Consider the following 15,902-nt stretch of genomic DNA (forward strand, 5'->3'; position numbering starts at 1 on the left):
GAGCCCGCATGTTGCCAAATTACAGCCGTGCACAGGTCGCTTGTGCGACTTTTTTGGCAGGTACAAACCCTGTGTTCCCCTATTTCACTGGAGCTAGAGCGCCCTATGCCAAGTATCTACTGTGTTTCTTTTGGGCAAAGTTACAACATCTTATGGTGGCACATGTAACAAGACCGGTAAGAGTTACGAAGTGATTACTTTGCGCTAAAAACCGTTGTTTAATTTCAACATATGCGCTTTTGTGACAAGCTAGTCACTGAATGTTTATTAACCGTCTGGTGTAATCGCGGCAGCTTCTGAAACAGAAGTAACGTTGAGGTGGCAGCCAGACTGCAAACCCGACACTTATCAATCTTTGGAGATACCTGAATGAAAAAATCCCTGGTTGCATTGGCTGTGCTGGCCGCTTCCGGCGCCGCAATGGCCCAATCTTCCGTCACTCTGTACGGCGTTGTTGACGTGTTTGTGGGTAGCTCGTCGACAACAAACAAGGGCAATGTTGCCGTGCCATCGTTGCGCCAGACCGTTGAGACCTCGGGTTCTGTCAATGGTTCGCGTTGGGGCCTGAAGGGTTCCGAAGATCTGGGTGGCGGTTTGAACGCCGTCTTTGATCTGCAAAGCGGTTTCAGCCTGGACACCGGCGCTTCTGGCCAAGGTGCTTCCGGCGTAGGCCTGTTGTTCGGTCGCCAGGCCATCGTTGGTCTGCAAGGCGGCTTTGGTAAGGTTGTGGTTGGCCGCGTGATCACGCCGTTCTACGACAACGAAGGTATGAATGACTCCATGCTGAACGGCTCCTTGTCGGCCCAAAGCAATGTCATGCGCACTGCCAACGGTTTCAACACCTTCTATGACGGCAAGAGCGGCCCTACCATTGCAGGCGTCGCTACTGGAGCTTTGGCTAACTACGTTCTGCGCGCCAATAACGCTGTGCGTTATGACACCCCGAACATCGCTGGTTTTGTCGGTGCAGTGGCTTACTCGCTGGCTGAGCGTACCCAAACCAATTTCGCTACCAACATCGGCATCAGCGTGGTTTCGACCTCCCTGGTGTACGCAAACGGCCCTTTGAGCGGCGTTTTGGCTTACCAATCGGAGAAGCCTTTCTCGGTGTTTGGCACGGCGACCGACCGCAATTACACCCGTCTGTCGGGCCAGTATGACTTCGGCAAGATCATTGCCAAGGCTGGCTATGGCCGCGTGAAGAATGTGGATTACGTGAAAGACGCTTCCACCAGCGAATACCAGATCGGTCTGGACTTCAAGGTAACCGATGCGTTCTTGCTGACCGGCGGCGTAGCCCAATCCAAGGACAACCTGGCTGCTGGTGATGTGAAGCGCACGGCTTACGCCTTGGGTTACAAGTACACCATGTCCAAGCGTACCTTCCTGTACGGCGGCTACGAATCCGGCGTTGGCAAGGTCAATGGTTCGCCTGATGCCAAGCAAAACATTTTTGCTCTGGGCGTCCAGCACCGTTTCTGATCTGACGCTGGCGCAAGCCAGTTGACGGTTTGAACTTCAAAAACCCACTGTGTCAAAGCAGTGGGTTTTTTGTTGCGTGTTTGAAATGCATTGGCCTTTAAAGAGGCCAATGCCGAGAAACCTTAATCTGCAGAGGCCAGGTCTGGGCCTTTCTTGTTTTTGCGTGCGTCCTTCTTGGCTTGCCGCGCAGCATCGGCGGCCTGGCCTACGGCCAGCCACTGGGCGAATTCTTCCGGGGTTTCCAGCGTCACACGGCCCAGCGTGGCGGAGCGGAACTCGGTCAGCACAATCTCGGCAGCTTTTTGCAGGTTGACCTTGCCACCGCCCAGCAGGCCGCCGCGTTTGCGGGCGATCTCGGTGAGTACGCCAACATCCGTCAGGCCCAGGATCGGGTCCAGTTTGTAACGTTCTTCCACCTGTCCGGCGTAGTGCTTTTGCAGGATCAGCAACAGCTCCAGCGCCACTTCTTCTTCGTCAAAAGCATTGCGGCCGATGGAACCGCAGGCGGCCAGGTGGTAGCCACTTTGTTCCACGATGATGCGCGGCCACAGCATGCCGGGCGTGTCGTAGGCATAGAAGTCGTCGGCCAGCACGATGCGCTGCTCCAGTTTGGTGATGCCTGCCTCGTCGCCGGTTTTGGCGGCGCGCTTGCCTTTCAGGGTGTTGATCAGTGTGGACTTGCCCACGTTCGGTACGCCGCAAATCAGCACCCGCATCGGCTTGACCATGCCGCCGCGGAGCGGGGCCAGCAGGCGGCAGGCGGGGATGAGGCGTTGGGAGGGCGCGGTTTCGCTGGCATCCAGGGCAATGGCGCGGGTGCCGGGCAGGCCGTTGTAGTGCGCCAGCCACAGTGCGGTGCGGGCCGGGTCGGCAATGTCCTGCTTGTTCAGGATTTTGAGGGTGGGCGTGCTGCCGATCAGCTCGGCCAGCATGGGGTTGGCGCTGGAGCCGGGCATGCGTGCGTCCAGCAGCTCGATCACCACGTCGGTCTCTTTGAGGCGCTCGGTGATGGCTTTTTTGGTCAGGTGCATGTGACCGGGGAACCATTGGATGGCCATGGGAAATTCTTTCTAGATTTTGTTGCTGCTGGACGTGCTGCCGAAGGAGACTAAATCCAGCGGCAAAGCCGTGGTGGATTTGATTTGCTCCATGGAGAAGGCGGAGGACACGCCGCTCAAAGGCACGGCCTGGATGAGTTTTTTGTAGAACCGATCGTAACCGCCGATGTCGGTAGTCACCACTTTGAGTAAATAGTCCACATCGCCGCTCATGCGGTGCAGCTCCTGGATCTCGGGTAGGGCGGAAGCGGCGGCGGCAAACTGGGCCAGCCATTTCTCGTCGTGGTGGGCGGTGCGGATGCTGACGAATACGGTGATGGGCAGGCCCACCTTATGCCTATCCACCAGCGCCACGCGGCCGGTGAGGTACCCGGCATCTTCCAGGCGTTTCAGGCGCTTCCAGCAGGGCGTGCTGGACAGGCCCACCCGCTCGGCTAGCGCGGCCACCGACAGGCTGCCGTCGATCTGCAGCGCGCCCAAAATGGCGTAATCCAGGCGATCAAGTTCATTCATGCTAAATATTCGATATTTATAGTTTATTTTTTCTTTTATTTGTCCATATTGTAATATTTTTGGAATCCATATTTCGAAATGGCTAGGTAGGATTCGCCGCCATGAACTCCACTATCTACCTCGACTGCAATGCCACCACCCCCGTACTGCCCGCCGCCCTGGCCGCTGCGCAGCAGGCCATGGCGGCCGTGTTTGGCAACCCCAGCAGCACGCATGCCACGGGTGTGCAGGCCCGGCAACTGGTGGATGCCGTGCGTGCCCGTGCGGCGCGGGTACTGGGTGCGGGGGAGGGCGACGTACTGTTCACCAGTGGTGCCACCGAAGGCATCCAGACAGCAGTGCTGTCTGCCCTGTGTGCCGTGCGGGGCCGACAGGCGCGCGGCGACGCAGTGGGCCGCCTGCTGCTGTATGGAGCTACCGAGCACAAAGCCGTGCCCGAAAGTCTGGCCCACTGGAACCGGGTGCTGGGTCTGCAACTGGAACTGCACGCCTTGCCGGTAGAGCGCAGCGGGCGACACGATCTGGCCGCCTTGCGTGCACTGGCTCCGCAGGCCGCGCTGGTCTGCACCATGGCTGCCAATAACGAGACCGGCGTGGTGTCGGACCTGGCGGGTATCGAAGCCGTGTTGGCGACCGTGGCCCCGCAGGCCTACTGGCTGGTGGACTGCGTGCAGGCCTTGGGCAAGCTGCCTTTGCACTTGGCGCAGACCCGCATCGACTACGCGCCGTTTTCCGGCCACAAGCTGTATGCGCCCAAAGGTATCGGCCTGCTGTACGTCCGCCCAGGTGCGCCCTTTACCCCGCTGATGGCCGGGGGCGGGCAGGAAGATGGCCTGCGTTCCGGTACCGAAAACATGGTCGGCATCGCGGCGCTGGGCGCGGTGTTGCAAGCGCTGGAGGACGGCGGTAGCTTCAGCAGTCCCACCAAAATGCTACAGTTTCGAGAGCATTTTGTGCAGAGCCTGCATGCGGCGTGGCCCGAAATCATCTTTAATGCCAAGTTTGACGATACCCTGCCCACTACCTTGAATTTTTCGGTGCCTGGTTTGCCCAGCAGCGCGGTGGTGGATGCGCTGGGTGCCGTGGGCGTACAGGTGAGCGCAGGCAGTGCCTGCTCGGCCAAGAAAGTGGCCCCTAGTTACGTGTTACGGGCCATGGGCGTGCCCGAATGGCAGGCCGCATCGGCCGTGCGCATGTCGTTTGGAGCGATGGCCGATGCGACCTTCATCGCCGCCGCCTGTAAGCGCATCGCCCGCTGTGGTGCTGAGTTGCAAACCCGCGCTGCCGCTGCCGAGGCATTGCGTTGCGGCCCGCCGCTGCAGGCCGACCCGGCCATGCACCTGGTGCCTGCCGAATTGACCGATTTTTTTCAGCAGCACCCTAACGCCGTGTTGGTGGACGTACGTGAACCTCAAGAGCATGCCGCCGACCCCCAGCCTTTGGGCTGTGGCCGCACTGCGCTGAATGTGCCGCTAGGTAGCTTGGACGCTCGCTTGGCGGACTGGCTGGGCGGAGCACCCGTACCCTTGGTGTTTGTGTGCCGAAGCGGCCAGCGCAGCCAGCGCGCGGTACATACCCTGCGGCAACTGGGTTATGTGCAGGCCTGGCAATTGCTATCTAAAGAGTAGCTACTAGCGCTTATCCCATCAGCACAAGCACCCTAAAAAGCATCAAACCGTTCAAAACCTAAATAGCTGACCATTGCCCATACGCACGCGGTCGCCGATGCGCAGGTCGGTTTGTACGGGCACGCTGAAGTAGCGGTAGCTGCCGTCGTCGGCTTGAACGCCCACGCGGTAGGACTCGTGGACCTGGCCAGGCTGCTGGTTGCTTTCGATCGCATTGCCTGCGACCGCGCCGCCTACACCGCCAAGGACGGTGGCTGCGCTTTTGCCAAAACCGCCACCGACCTGGTGGCCGATCACTGCGCCCAAGATACCGCCAATCAGGGCACCACCGCCGGTGGCCTGGGGACGCTCTTGCGTACGGATCAGCTCCATCTGGGCCACGCGGCCAGTGTCTACGCGCTGTACCTGTTGCACGGCGACAGGCTGGGGGGCCTGCTGGTAAGGGGCCACCACACAGGCGCTGAGGCCGGTGGCGAGCAGGGTGGCGGTAAGGACGGTAGTGGTAAAGCGCATAGCGGGATGTTCCTGGAAAAATGGCACCTGGACGGTGTTTTGCTTACTTTGTATGACGCGCCAAGCGGAAGATGGTTGACAGGGTCTCCCTGGCATTGGTTCCATCGGCAACGTGAACGGTGTGTAAACGGCAGACAATAGTGGTCTGCATGGAGCAGGGCCCCGCGCCCCTTACCGGCCATGCAACGCTCCGCACAATTCCCTTGTCCTTTTCGCCTGAAAGTCCGCCCCATTGGTGGGCTGCGGCCTTGTATTGCCTACCGTGAAACTCAAAGACTTCCTGCGCACCATTCCCTACCTGGCCTGGGTGGTGATCTATACCGCGTTCTGCGCGGGCATTTTTGCGGCCATTTTGGGGGCCATTACGCCCGAGCTGCGCGAGGAGCTGGACAACTACCAGCAGCTGGGTATTTTGATGATGGTCTGGTCCAGCGGCGCGGTGCTGGGGGCTTTGCAGGGCGGGCGCATGGCCCAGCGCTACCCACCCCGGGCCCTGTTTTTAAGCTACACCGCCGCTGCACTGGCCTCGATCGTGCTGATCGTACTGTCGCCCAATTTTGGCGCGCTGTTGCTGGGGTTTTTTGCGGTGGCGCTGGTGGAAACGGCGCTGTTCACCCTGGCCCACAGCATCCTGGCCGATGTGAGCCCGCAGCCCGAGCTGCGCGCCCGGCTGCTGAGCATGGTGGACGTGGCCTTCAGCCTGGGCAATCTGCTGTCGCCCATGGCGGTGATTGGCGTGCAGAGCCTGAACACCAACTGGCGCGCGCCCTATGCCTTGTACCTGGTGCCGCTGTTCAGCGTGCTACTGCTGTTCTGGCCGCGCCGCCACTTCGTGCACTTGGCGCCAAGCCACCACGCGGCCGAGGAGCAGGGCGGCGCACTCAGCTACGCACAACTGCTGCGCCGCCCACTGGTCGCCTGGGTGGTAGCGGGCGGGGTGCTGAGCGGGTTTCTGGAATGGGGGCAAAACTTTTGGTACGTGAGCTACGGCATCAGCGCCCAGCACCTTAGCGCCAATGCCGCACGGGTGGGGTTGCAGTTTTTTGTGGCCGGGATGGTGGCGGCGCGGTTGTGGCAAGCGTTTTTCCAAAGCAGCTGGTCGATACGGCAGAAGCTGTGGCGCATGAATCTGCTGGCGCTGGCGGGCATGGCGCTGAACGTGGCCTTGCCGGGCTTGGGCGGCTGGGCACTGCCCGCCGTGGGCAACTTTATGGTGGGCCTGGGGATTGGCGTGGTGTTCCCGATCCTGCTGGCCATCATGATCGACGCGGCACCGGGGCAGACCTCTCGGTTGTCGGCGCTGCTGATGATTGGTTTCAGCGTGGGTTCGCAGCTGGCGGGCTTGCTGGTGGGCAGCCTGTCGGACTGGGTGGGCCTGCGCTGGGCCTATGGCTGCATGCTGCTGGTCGTGCTGGCGTTCACGGCGGTTGTCTGGCGGATCGTGCACTTTGCCGCCCCGCCCGTCCAAAATAAACAATAAAATAGGCCGATAGCGCATTTTCTGCTTACGCTAGTAGCTATTTTAAATATAGCAATGCACTAACCTGGGCAGGTGGCGGCAGCGTCTGCATCTAGCGCCTTGACCGACGTCGCCATGCTTTGCGCCGCGCGGCTGGTCAGGCGCTGTGCGCCCTGGGCCAGGGCGGCTATGCCAGAGCCCACGGGCTCAGCCTGGCTCCATTGGCAGGCCAGAGTGCGGCTGACCATGCCGGTGCTGTCCAGACGGCGAATGGTCCAGCTGAAGCTGGCCTGCACCTGGCTGTCCACAGTGGCATCCCACTGGCGCAGTTGCACAGCGATGCGGTAGACCGGCTGGCTGGCCAGGCGGCCGCCGGTGGTTACGTCGATAGCGCCCAGCTGCTGGGTGATACCGCTCACCAGCGCGTCGTGCAGCTCGCTGTCAAACGGTGCGGCCCAGCGGTGCAGGTCCAGAATGTCTACCGGCGCGCTGGCGCTGCGAACCACCAGCTGCGGGCGCACCAAGCGCTCGGGCAGGGCGATAGGCGGGATTTCAACCTGCAGCGCGCTGGCCGGTGCCATGGTGGCTATAACGGCCGGGGCTAGGCTGTAGTAGCGCACAGCAGGCCTAGTGGCACAGCCCGCCAGGACGGCCACCATGGCCAGGGCGGCCAGGGCTGTGGCGTGACGGGTCAACTTCATTTCTTCTCCTCGGGTTTGCCGCGCAGCAGCGACTCGGGGTGCTGCTCCAGGTAGTCGGTCAGCACCTTGATGGATGCAGCGGCGCGGTTGACCTCGCGCAGGGTCTGGCGCAGGTCTTGTTGCAGGGGCGCGTCGTCGGACAGGGTGCGGCCCGCCGAGCCCAGCGTGGCGTTGGCGGTGGCTAGGGTGGTGCGCAGGTCTTGGATCGCTGCGGTGATCTCGGGGGCGGTGTCGGTGTTGAGCTTTTTCACCAGCTGCTCGGTGCTGGCCAGGGTGCCGTTCAAGGTGGCCAGGGTGGTGCGCAGGTCGGTGCTGATTTGTTCAAACGGCACTTTGTTGATCTTGGCAACGATCTCCGACACCTGGGTTTGCAGCTCGTCCAGGCCATTGGGCAGGGTGGGCAGCTCGATCGGGTCGTCCGCCTTGCCCTGCACCGTGCTGGCGGCCGGTGCCTTGGGGAAGAAGTCCAGCGCTACATAGACTTGGCCGGTGAGCAAGTTGCCGGTGCGCAACTGGGCGCGCAGGCCTTTGCTGATCAAAAACTGGATGCGTTTGCGCTGGGCGGCAAGCGGTTCAGAGGCCGGGCCGTTGCTGGACGCGCGGCGCAGACGGTCGGGGTAGACCTCGATCAGCACCGGCATGCGGAAGTCGCGCCCGGCTTTGTCAAATTCGACACCGATGGACTTGACCGCGCCGATCACCACCCCGCGGAAGTCCACACTGGCACCGGGTGTCAGGCCGCGCAGCGACTGGTTGAAGTACAGCAGCAGCGTGTCGGCCGGGCCGTCTGGGGCTTTCATGGCGGTGGTTTCGTCGTCCGACAGGGTGAAGCTGGCGTTTTCGGCGGCTTCGACTCCGGGGTTGTCGTCGGGGGCGGCCAGGGCGATGCCACCCACCACCACCGAGGTCAGCGATTGGGTGCGTAGCTTGAAGCCGCTGGCGTTGGCCTCTACATCGATGCCGCTGGCGTGCCAGAAGCGCGTGTTGGCTCCCACAAACTTTTCATACGGCGTGTTGATGAAGACGCTCAGGGTCACGCCCTTGCCGTCTTTGTCCAGCGCATAGGCCGCCACCTGGCCGACCTGGATGCGGCGGTAGTAGATGGGCGAGCCGATGTCGAGCGAGCCGACGTTGCTGGCGTGCAGCACAAACTGCCGTCCAGTGGTGTCGCGGGTGACGATGGGGGCCACTTCCAGCCCGACAAATGAGCTGCTGGTTTCCTCGGACGCACCGGCATCGGCACGGATGTACGCGCCCGACAGCAAGGTCCCCAAGCCGCTGATACCGGCGGCTTCCAGGCGCGGGCGGATGACCCAGAAGCGGGTGTCGTCGGCGGTGAAGCTCTTGGCTTCTTTTTGCAGCCGCACCGACACCACCACGTGGGTGCGGTCCTCGGCCAGGGTGATGCTGCCCACGGTGCCGATGTCCACCTCTTTGTACTTCACCTTGGTTTTACCGGCCTCCAGCCCTTCGGCGGTGCGAAAGCTGATGTCGATGGTTGGGCCCCGGCCCAGCACGGTTTTGACCACCAGGGTGATGCCCACCAGCGCGGCCACGATGGGGATGAGCCAGATCAACGAGGGCAGCCAGCTGCGCGCACGGGTGATGGTGGGCGTGGGCAGCTCGGGTGGCGTGTGGGATTCAGGCGGTGGGGGGGGGCTCATGCTGTCCATTGTGCTTGGGGAGAGGGGGGAGTTCGGAAGAAGGCGGGGGTTGCGGGCCGTCCCAGGTCAGGCGCGGGTCAAAGCTTAACGAGGCCAGCATGGTCAGCACCACCACCGAACCAAAAGCGGCAATGCCGACCCCGGCGGTGACTTCGGCAAAGCCCTGGATGCGCACCAGCCCGGCCAGCAGCGACACCACAAACACGTCCAGCATCGACCAGCGGCCAATCACCTCGACGATGCGGTACAGCCGCGACCGGTCCAGCCGGTGGCGGCTGCTGCGCCGCTGGGCCATCCAGACCATGGTGGTCAGCGCGCCCAGCTTGAACAGGGGCACCAGAAAGCTGGCCACAAACACAATCGTCGCCAGGCCCCAGGCACCGGTCACCCAAAAGTAAATCACCCCGCTCAGAATCGTGTCGGTCTGGGTTTCCAGCAGGTTGCGGGTCACCATTACCGGCAGCAAGTTGGCCGGCAGGTACATGATGAAGGCCGCCGCCAGCAGCGCCCAGGTGCGGTTCAGGCTATCGGGCTTGCGGCGGTGCAGGCGCGTGCCGCAGCGTTCGCAGGCCGCACCTTCGGCTGCGTCCTGCCAGACGGCACCACAGTGGTGGCAGCCCAGCAGGCCCAGGGAGGCGGCGGTGGTGGTCGGATTCATGCCGGGGTTTGCGGCTCGGCAAACGCCAGATGCCAGAAGTTGCGCGGCTGGAACAACAAAATCGCCGTCAGCAGCACCGTCAGCGCCACGAACGCACCCAGCGCTGGGCCAGCAATCACCTCGGCCGAGCTGGTCAGCTTGACGATGGCCACCAAGATGCCCAGCAAGAACACCTCCACCATGCCCCAGGGCTGCAGCGACTGCAGCGCCTTCACCAGCAAGCCAAAGCCCCGCGGGCGGCGCTGGCGTGCCGGGGGCTGCGCCAGCGGAATGAGCAGGTACAGCAAGATCAGCAGCTGCAGCAGCGGAAACAGCAGGGTGGTGGCCAGCACCAGCATCGCCACCTCGCCCATTCCCTCGTCGGTCAGCGCTACCACCGCGCCGACCAGGGTGGTGGTGCTGTGTTTGCCACCAATCGCAATCGACACGATGGGAAACAGATTGGCCACCGCAAACATCACCAGCCCCGCCACCACCAGCGGCAGGATGCGCTTGTGGGCGTCGCCCATGTAGCGTTCCAGCTCCGTGCCGCAGCGCGTGCAGCGCGCCGTCTCGCCGCAGGCCAGCGGGGTCTTGGGGTACACGGCATCACAGCCTTCACAAATGACGACGTGGGGGACAAGGTGCATGGCGGGTGGGGTTTGGCTCGGACTAAGTAGTGGAGCGTACTTTAGTCGGTTTGGGCCTGCGGCTAGGTAGGTCATCGCTTCTGGGTAAACTCATTTGATGCATATCCATTTCCTGATGCCGCCGGGCTTCGCCATCCACAGGACACCGTCCCCATGAGCCGTGAACTGCGCGATGCGTTTGGCTGCTTTGCCACCGGCGTGACGCTGGTCACCACCCATTGGAATGGGCAGGATTGGGGCATGACCTGCAGCTCGTTCAACGCGGTGTCGCTGGACCCGGCCCTGGTGCTGTGGAATATCCGCCACAGCAGCGCCAGCCATGAGGCATTTGTGCGCGGCGGCGGCTACACGGTCAGCGTGCTGGGCATCGAGCACAAGGAACTCGCCCAAGCGTTTGCCCGGGGCACCCAGGCCGAGCGTTTTGCGGCGGGGCAGTTTATGCGGCGGGACAACCAGCGTCTGCAACTGGTGGACGCGTTGGCCTGGTTTGACTGCACGCTGCAGCAGGCCGTTACCGCGGGCGACCACGACATCCTGATCGGCCAGATTAACCACAGCGGCAGCCGCCTTGGCAAGGGGCTGGTGTTTGAACGCGGACAGTTTGCGGTCGACACGCTGGAGGTGGGCGTTGCGCCGACCTCGTCGTTTGAATGACCGATTGGATCGTCCCCGACTGGCCCGCACCCGCCCAGGTGCGCGCCGTGTTCACCACCCGCGCCGGGGGCGTATCGGCCGCGCCATATGACGCACTTAACCTGGGCGACCATGTCGGCGATGTGCTGGCCGATGTGCAGGCCAACCGCGCCCGACTGGCCGATGCGATAGCCGCCCAGCCGGTGTTTCTACAGCAGGTGCATGGCCGCGTAGTGGCGCACCTGACCGGGCCGTCTCAGGCGCCGGTGGTGGCCGATGCCAGCTTCACCACCCAGCCCGGCATCGCCTGCACCGCCATGGTGGCCGACTGCCTGCCGGTGCTCTTCACCGACACACGGGGCACCGTGGTGGCTGCTGCGCACGCGGGCTGGCGTGGCCTGCTGGGGACGGACGGGCAGGGCGTGTTGGAATCAATTTATAAAGAAATAACAGTTCAGGCGCATGTGGCATCTGCACAAGCAGCTACAGAAATAATAGCGTGGCTGGGTCCGTGCATTGGACCAACCGCCTTCGAGGTGGGGCCGGAAGTGCCTGCCGCCTTCATTGCCCAGCAGCCCGAGGCCGCCGCGTTGTTTGTACGCCACGGCCCCGACAAATGGTTGGCTAATCTGCCAGGGCTGGCGCGGCTGCGTTTGCAGGCGCTGGGCTTGCAGGGCATTTACGGCAACGACGGCAGCCTGGACTGGTGCACCGTCAACCACCCCTCACGCTTCTTCTCGTACCGGCGCAGCGGGGTCTGTGGGCGCATGGCTGCCTGCATCTGGCTGCAGGCCTAGGGCCTGCTCGGCTGCCTCGCGCTTTTTGAGCGCCTTGCGCCGCCCGGGCGCACCCATCAGGTACACCACCAGCGACACTGGACCCAGGCCGTACAGTAGAAACGTGAAGATGCCGCCTAGTACAGTACCGTTAGTATTGGTCGCCTCGGCGACAGCCATCATGAGGGCCACGTACAGCCAGCCAATCGGAACGATATACATACAAATTGTTTCAAAAACAGAGTGGTCTACGCAGTTTCCGCAGGGTTTTAGGCCCAGGCGTCAGTTACTGTCTACAACCTAAAAACGACCTGTGCCCTGCACCATGTGCCGGATACCGGTCTTAAAAATACCGCTTTGTGAGGATTCACTATGCATTCTGATCCAGACTGGGCCAAAACCGCCCAGCAATTCCAGCAGACCTTGGGCGACACATGGACACGGGCCTGGGCCGATGCCGTCAAGCCCATCCAGGGGCTGGATTTGGGCGTGCCAGTGGGTGGCATGGCCGCCGCACCCCAGATCAATTTTTCCGCCGCCAAGCTGCAGGCTTTGCAAAAGCAGTATCTGGAAGAATCTGCTGCGCTGTGGAACCAGAGCATGGATGCCGCCGCCATCGCCAAAGACAAGCGTTTTTCGGCCAAGGCCTGGGCTGAAAATCCCCTCACCGCGTACAACGCCGCCTCGTACCTGCTGACCAGCCGCACCCTGATGGGCCTGGCCGATGCCGTCGAGGCCGACGACAAAACCCGCGCCCGCATCCAGTTTGCGGTGGAGCAGTGGATGGCCGCGTCTGCGCCCAGCAACTATCTGGCGATGAACGCTGATGCGCAAAAGAAGCTCATCGACACCCAGGGCGAAAGCCTGGCCAAGGGCCTGAAAAACCTGATGCACGACATGCAGCAAGGCCATGTGTCCATGACCGACGAAAGCCTGTTCGAGGTGGGCCGCAATGTGGCCACCACCGAAGGCGCGGTGGTGTTTGAGAACGAGTTGTTCCAACTGATCGAATACAAGCCGCTCACGGCCAAGGTCTACGCCAAGCCGTTCTTGCTGGTGCCACCCTGCATCAACAAGTATTACATCCTTGATCTGCAGCCCGAAAATTCGCTGATCCGCTATGCGGTGGAACAGGGCAACCGCACCTTTGTGGTCAGTTGGCGCAACCCCGACAAGTCCATGGGCGACAAGACCTGGGACAACTACATCGAAGACGCTGCTATTAAATCAATAGCTGTCACCCAAGAGATTACGGGTGCCAAGACCATCAATGCCCTGGGATTTTGCGTGGGCGGCACTATCCTGAGCACGGCCGTGGCCGTGCTGGCGGCGCGCGGCGAAAAGCCGGTTTCCAGCCTGACCCTGCTGACCACGCTACTGGACTTCACCGACACCGGCATCATCGACATCTTTGTGGATGAGGCCATGGTGCAGTACCGCGAAAAGCAAATGGGCAAGGGCGGCCTGTTGCCCGGCGGCGATTTGTCTAGCACCTTCAGCTTCTTGCGCCCGAATGATTTGGTGTGGAACTACGTGGTGGGCAACTACCTCAAGGGCGAAACCCCGCCGCCGTTTGACCTGTTGTACTGGAACAGCGACTCTACCAACCTGCCCGGCCCGTTTTATGCGTGGTATTTGCGCAATACCTATCTGGAAAACAAACTGGTGCAACCCGGCAAAGCTACCGTCTGCGGCGAAAAGATCGACCTGCGCAAGGTCGACATCCCTGCCTACATCTACGGATCGCGCGAAGACCACATCGTGCCGATTGGTGGTGCCTACGCGTCCACCCAGCACCTGCCTGGCAAGAAGCGCTTTGTGATGGGGGCCTCGGGCCACATCGCGGGGGTCATCAACCCCCCGGCCAAAAAGAAGCGCAGCCACTGGATCAGCGATGCCACCACCTTCCCGGCCAAAGCCGAGGACTGGATTGCCGGTGCCCAGGAACATGCCGGTAGCTGGTGGACCGACTGGTCGGCCTGGCTCAAAGGCCATGCGGGCAAGCAAATTGCCGCGCCCACCGAGTACGGAAACGCCGATTACAAGGCGATTGAACCCGCGCCGGGCCGCTACGTAAAAGCCCGCGCACAGTAGAAGTCCGTATACAAAAGTCAGGGTACATGGCTCTACACTGAAGCGCTAATTAACCGTTCTGTACACGGTGCGGAACGCACCGGATTACTTTCCCCCGACCCCATTACCAACTAGACCCAGGAGCAAAAAAATGGAAGACATCGTCATCGTTGCAGCGGCCCGTACCGCCGTCGGTAAATTCGGCGGCAGCCTCGCCAAGACACCGGCCACCGAACTCGGTGCCCACGTCATCAAAGAAGTGCTGGCCCGTAGCGGCCTGAGCGCTGAGCAGATCGGTGAAGTCATCATGGGCCAGGTGTTGGCCGCAGGCGCGGGCCAAAACCCGGCCCGCCAGTCCGTCATCAAGGGTGGCCTGAGCCAAGGCACCCCCGGCCTGACCATCAACGCGGTCTGCGGCTCCGGCCTGAAAGCCGTGATGTTGGCCGCCCAGGCTGTGGCCTATGGCGACAGCGAAATCGTGATCGCCGGTGGCCAGGAAAACATGAGCGCTTCGCCCCACGTTTTGCTGGGCAGCCGCGACGGCCAGCGCATGGGTGACTGGAAGATGACCGACACCATGATCGTGGACGGCCTGTGGGACGTGTACAACCAGTACCACATGGGCATCACCGCCGAAAACGTGGCCAAAAAATACGGCATTACCCGCGACATGCAAGACGCGTTGGCCCTGGCCAGCCAGCAAAAAGCCGCTGCCGCACAGGAAGCCGGTCGTTTTGTGGCGGAGATCGCCCCCTTCAGCATTGCCCAGCGTAAGGGCGACCCGATCATCTTCTCGGCCGATGAGTTCATCAACAAGAAGACCACCGCCGAAGCCTTGGCCGGTCTGCGTCCCGCGTTCGACAAAGCCGGTGGCGTAACCGCTGGCAATGCGTCCGGCCTGAACGACGGCGCTGCCGCCGTGATGGTGATGACCGCCAAAAAAGCCGCCGCCCTGGGCCTGACCCCGCTGGGCCGCATCGCCAGCTTTGCCACCACCGGTCTGGACCCCGCCATCATGGGCATGGGCCCCGTGCCTGCGTCCACCAAAGCCCTGGCCCGCGCGGGCTGGAAGGCGCAAGACCTGGACTTGTTGGAAATCAACGAAGCCTTCGCCGCCCAGGCCTGCGCCGTGAACAACGAAATGGGCTGGGACACCAGCAAGGTCAACGTCAACGGCGGCGCGATTGCCATCGGCCACCCTATCGGTGCGTCCGGCTGCCGTATTTTGGTCACGCTGCTGCACGAAATGCAGCGCCGCGATGCCAAGAAGGGCATTGCCTCGCTGTGCATCGGCGGCGGCATGGGTGTTGCCTTGACGATCGAACGCTGATTTATTGCGTATTTTTTAAAACAAACAGGAGATAAAACATGACTCAAAAAGTAGCGTACGTGACCGGCGGCATGGGTGGTATCGGGACCGCCATCTGCCAACGCTTGCATGCCGACGGTTTTAAGGTCATCGCCGGTTGCGGCCCTACCCGCGACCACGCCAAGTGGATCGCCGAGCAGGCCGCGCTGGGCTTTACCTTCTACGCCTCGGTGGGCAATGTCGGCGCGTGGGATTCCACCGTAGAAGCCTTCACCAAGACCAAGGCCGAACACGGCGTGATCGACGTGCTGGTGAACAACGCCGGTATCACCAAGGACCGCATGTTCCTGAAGATGAGCCGCGAAGACTGGGATTCGGTGATCGAAACCAACCTGAACAGCATGTTCAATGTCACCAAGCAAGTGGTGGCTGACATGGTGGAAAAGGGCTGGGGCCGCATCATCAACATCTCTTCGGTCAACGGTGAAAAAGGCCAGGCTGGCCAGACCAACTACTCGGCTGCCAAGGCCGGTATGCACGGTTTCTCGATGGCCCTGGCGCAAGAGCTGGCCACCAAGGGCGTGACGGTCAACACCGTCAGCCCCGGCTACATCGGCACCGACATGGTCAATGCCATCCGTGAAGACGTGCTGGCCAAGATCGTCGCCACCGTGCCCGTCAAGCGCTTGGGCAAGCCCAGCGAAATCGCCTCCATCATCGCCTGGCTGGCGTCCGAAGAAGGTGGCTACGCTACTGGCGCGGACTTCTCCGTCAACGGTGGCCTGCACATGGGCTGATGGCTTCTG

At 62.0% G+C, this 15,902-nt stretch carries 16 protein-coding genes; 8 read left to right on the forward strand and 8 right to left on the reverse strand.

The window, feature by feature from the left end; genetic code table 11:
* Positions 1–369 precede the first annotated feature (369 nt).
* A complete protein-coding gene (locus tag Q0T48_RS05850; protein WP_295953721.1) occupies positions 370–1,482 on the forward strand; it encodes a porin in 1,113 nt (370 codons plus the stop codon).
* Between the two features lie 122 nt (positions 1,483–1,604).
* On the opposite strand, the gene ylqF is transcribed toward Q0T48_RS05850, so the two are convergent.
* Both ylqF and Q0T48_RS05860 read right to left on the reverse strand, forming a co-directional pair.
* Positions 1,605–2,540, reverse strand: coding sequence for a ribosome biogenesis GTPase YlqF (gene ylqF, locus Q0T48_RS05855; RefSeq protein ID WP_295953723.1), 936 nt, complete (start codon positions 2,538–2,540; stop codon positions 1,605–1,607).
* Between the two features lie 12 nt (positions 2,541–2,552).
* Positions 2,553–3,053: an Lrp/AsnC family transcriptional regulator gene (locus Q0T48_RS05860; RefSeq protein WP_295953726.1), complete on the reverse strand. Its 501-nt coding sequence runs from the start codon at positions 3,051–3,053 to the stop codon at positions 2,553–2,555.
* Positions 3,054–3,154: 101 nt separating this feature from the next.
* Between Q0T48_RS05860 and Q0T48_RS05865 the strand changes: the two genes are divergently transcribed.
* Positions 3,155–4,681 (forward strand): aminotransferase class V-fold PLP-dependent enzyme, encoded by a 1,527-nt coding sequence (locus Q0T48_RS05865; protein ID WP_295953729.1) that lies wholly within the window; start codon positions 3,155–3,157, stop codon positions 4,679–4,681.
* Positions 4,682–4,732: 51 nt separating this feature from the next.
* On the opposite strand, the gene Q0T48_RS05870 is transcribed toward Q0T48_RS05865, so the two are convergent.
* Positions 4,733–5,194, reverse strand: a complete 462-nt coding sequence (locus tag Q0T48_RS05870; protein WP_295953732.1) for a glycine zipper 2TM domain-containing protein — start codon at positions 5,192–5,194, stop codon at positions 4,733–4,735.
* A 262-nt stretch (positions 5,195–5,456) separates the two neighbouring features.
* Between Q0T48_RS05870 and Q0T48_RS05875 the strand changes: the two genes are divergently transcribed.
* Entirely contained in the window at positions 5,457–6,674 is a 1,218-nt protein-coding gene (locus Q0T48_RS05875; protein ID WP_295953821.1) for an MFS transporter, read from the forward strand.
* A 59-nt stretch (positions 6,675–6,733) separates the two neighbouring features.
* On the opposite strand, the gene Q0T48_RS05880 is transcribed toward Q0T48_RS05875, so the two are convergent.
* The 4 genes from Q0T48_RS05880 to Q0T48_RS05895 are packed head-to-tail and all read right to left on the reverse strand — an operon-like array spanning position 6,734 to position 10,305.
* The gene (locus tag Q0T48_RS05880; RefSeq protein WP_295953735.1) at positions 6,734–7,354 is read right to left on the reverse strand and encodes a membrane integrity-associated transporter subunit PqiC; all 621 of its coding nucleotides are present in this window, start codon (positions 7,352–7,354) and stop codon (positions 6,734–6,736) included.
* Complete coding sequence (locus tag Q0T48_RS05885; protein WP_295953738.1) at positions 7,351–9,027, reverse strand: MlaD family protein; 1,677 nt, start codon at positions 9,025–9,027, stop codon at positions 7,351–7,353. Before Q0T48_RS05885 ends, Q0T48_RS05880 begins: the two co-directional genes overlap by 4 nt.
* Positions 8,996–9,676: a paraquat-inducible protein A gene (locus Q0T48_RS05890; protein ID WP_295953743.1), complete on the reverse strand. Its 681-nt coding sequence runs from the start codon at positions 9,674–9,676 to the stop codon at positions 8,996–8,998. The genes Q0T48_RS05885 and Q0T48_RS05890 overlap by 32 nt, the downstream gene beginning before the upstream one ends.
* Positions 9,673–10,305 (reverse strand): paraquat-inducible protein A, encoded by a 633-nt coding sequence (locus tag Q0T48_RS05895; RefSeq protein ID WP_295953745.1) that lies wholly within the window; start codon positions 10,303–10,305, stop codon positions 9,673–9,675. Before Q0T48_RS05895 ends, Q0T48_RS05890 begins: the two co-directional genes overlap by 4 nt.
* 153 nt (positions 10,306–10,458) lie before the next feature.
* On the opposite strand from Q0T48_RS05895, the gene Q0T48_RS05900 reads away from it, so the two are divergent.
* A complete protein-coding gene (locus Q0T48_RS05900) occupies positions 10,459–10,959 on the forward strand; it encodes a flavin reductase family protein (RefSeq protein WP_295953748.1) in 501 nt (166 codons plus the stop codon).
* On the forward strand, positions 10,956–11,735 hold the full coding sequence (gene pgeF, locus Q0T48_RS05905) for a peptidoglycan editing factor PgeF (RefSeq protein ID WP_295953751.1): 780 nt from the start codon (positions 10,956–10,958) through the stop codon (positions 11,733–11,735). The genes Q0T48_RS05900 and pgeF overlap by 4 nt, the downstream gene beginning before the upstream one ends.
* On the opposite strand, the gene Q0T48_RS05910 is transcribed toward pgeF, so the two are convergent.
* Positions 11,664–11,936: a hypothetical protein gene (locus Q0T48_RS05910; protein ID WP_295953754.1), complete on the reverse strand. Its 273-nt coding sequence runs from the start codon at positions 11,934–11,936 to the stop codon at positions 11,664–11,666. The two genes, pgeF and Q0T48_RS05910, sit on opposite strands and share 72 nt — an antisense overlap.
* 150 nt (positions 11,937–12,086) lie before the next feature.
* On the opposite strand from Q0T48_RS05910, the gene phaC reads away from it, so the two are divergent.
* The 3 genes from phaC (at position 12,087) to phbB (ending at position 15,893) form a co-directional block, all read left to right on the forward strand.
* Positions 12,087–13,808: a class I poly(R)-hydroxyalkanoic acid synthase gene (gene phaC / locus Q0T48_RS05915; protein WP_295953757.1), complete on the forward strand. Its 1,722-nt coding sequence runs from the start codon at positions 12,087–12,089 to the stop codon at positions 13,806–13,808.
* 130 nt (positions 13,809–13,938) lie between these two features.
* Entirely contained in the window at positions 13,939–15,117 is a 1,179-nt protein-coding gene (locus tag Q0T48_RS05920; RefSeq protein ID WP_295953760.1) for an acetyl-CoA C-acetyltransferase, read from the forward strand.
* A 38-nt stretch (positions 15,118–15,155) separates the two neighbouring features.
* Complete coding sequence (phbB, locus tag Q0T48_RS05925; RefSeq protein WP_295953763.1) at positions 15,156–15,893, forward strand: acetoacetyl-CoA reductase; 738 nt, start codon at positions 15,156–15,158, stop codon at positions 15,891–15,893.
* Positions 15,894–15,902: the final 9 nt, after the last annotated feature.

It is taken from the genome of Rhodoferax sp., from assembly GCF_025354435.1.
In the GTDB taxonomy this organism is placed as follows: Bacteria; Pseudomonadota; Gammaproteobacteria; order Burkholderiales; family Burkholderiaceae_C; genus Rhodoferax_B.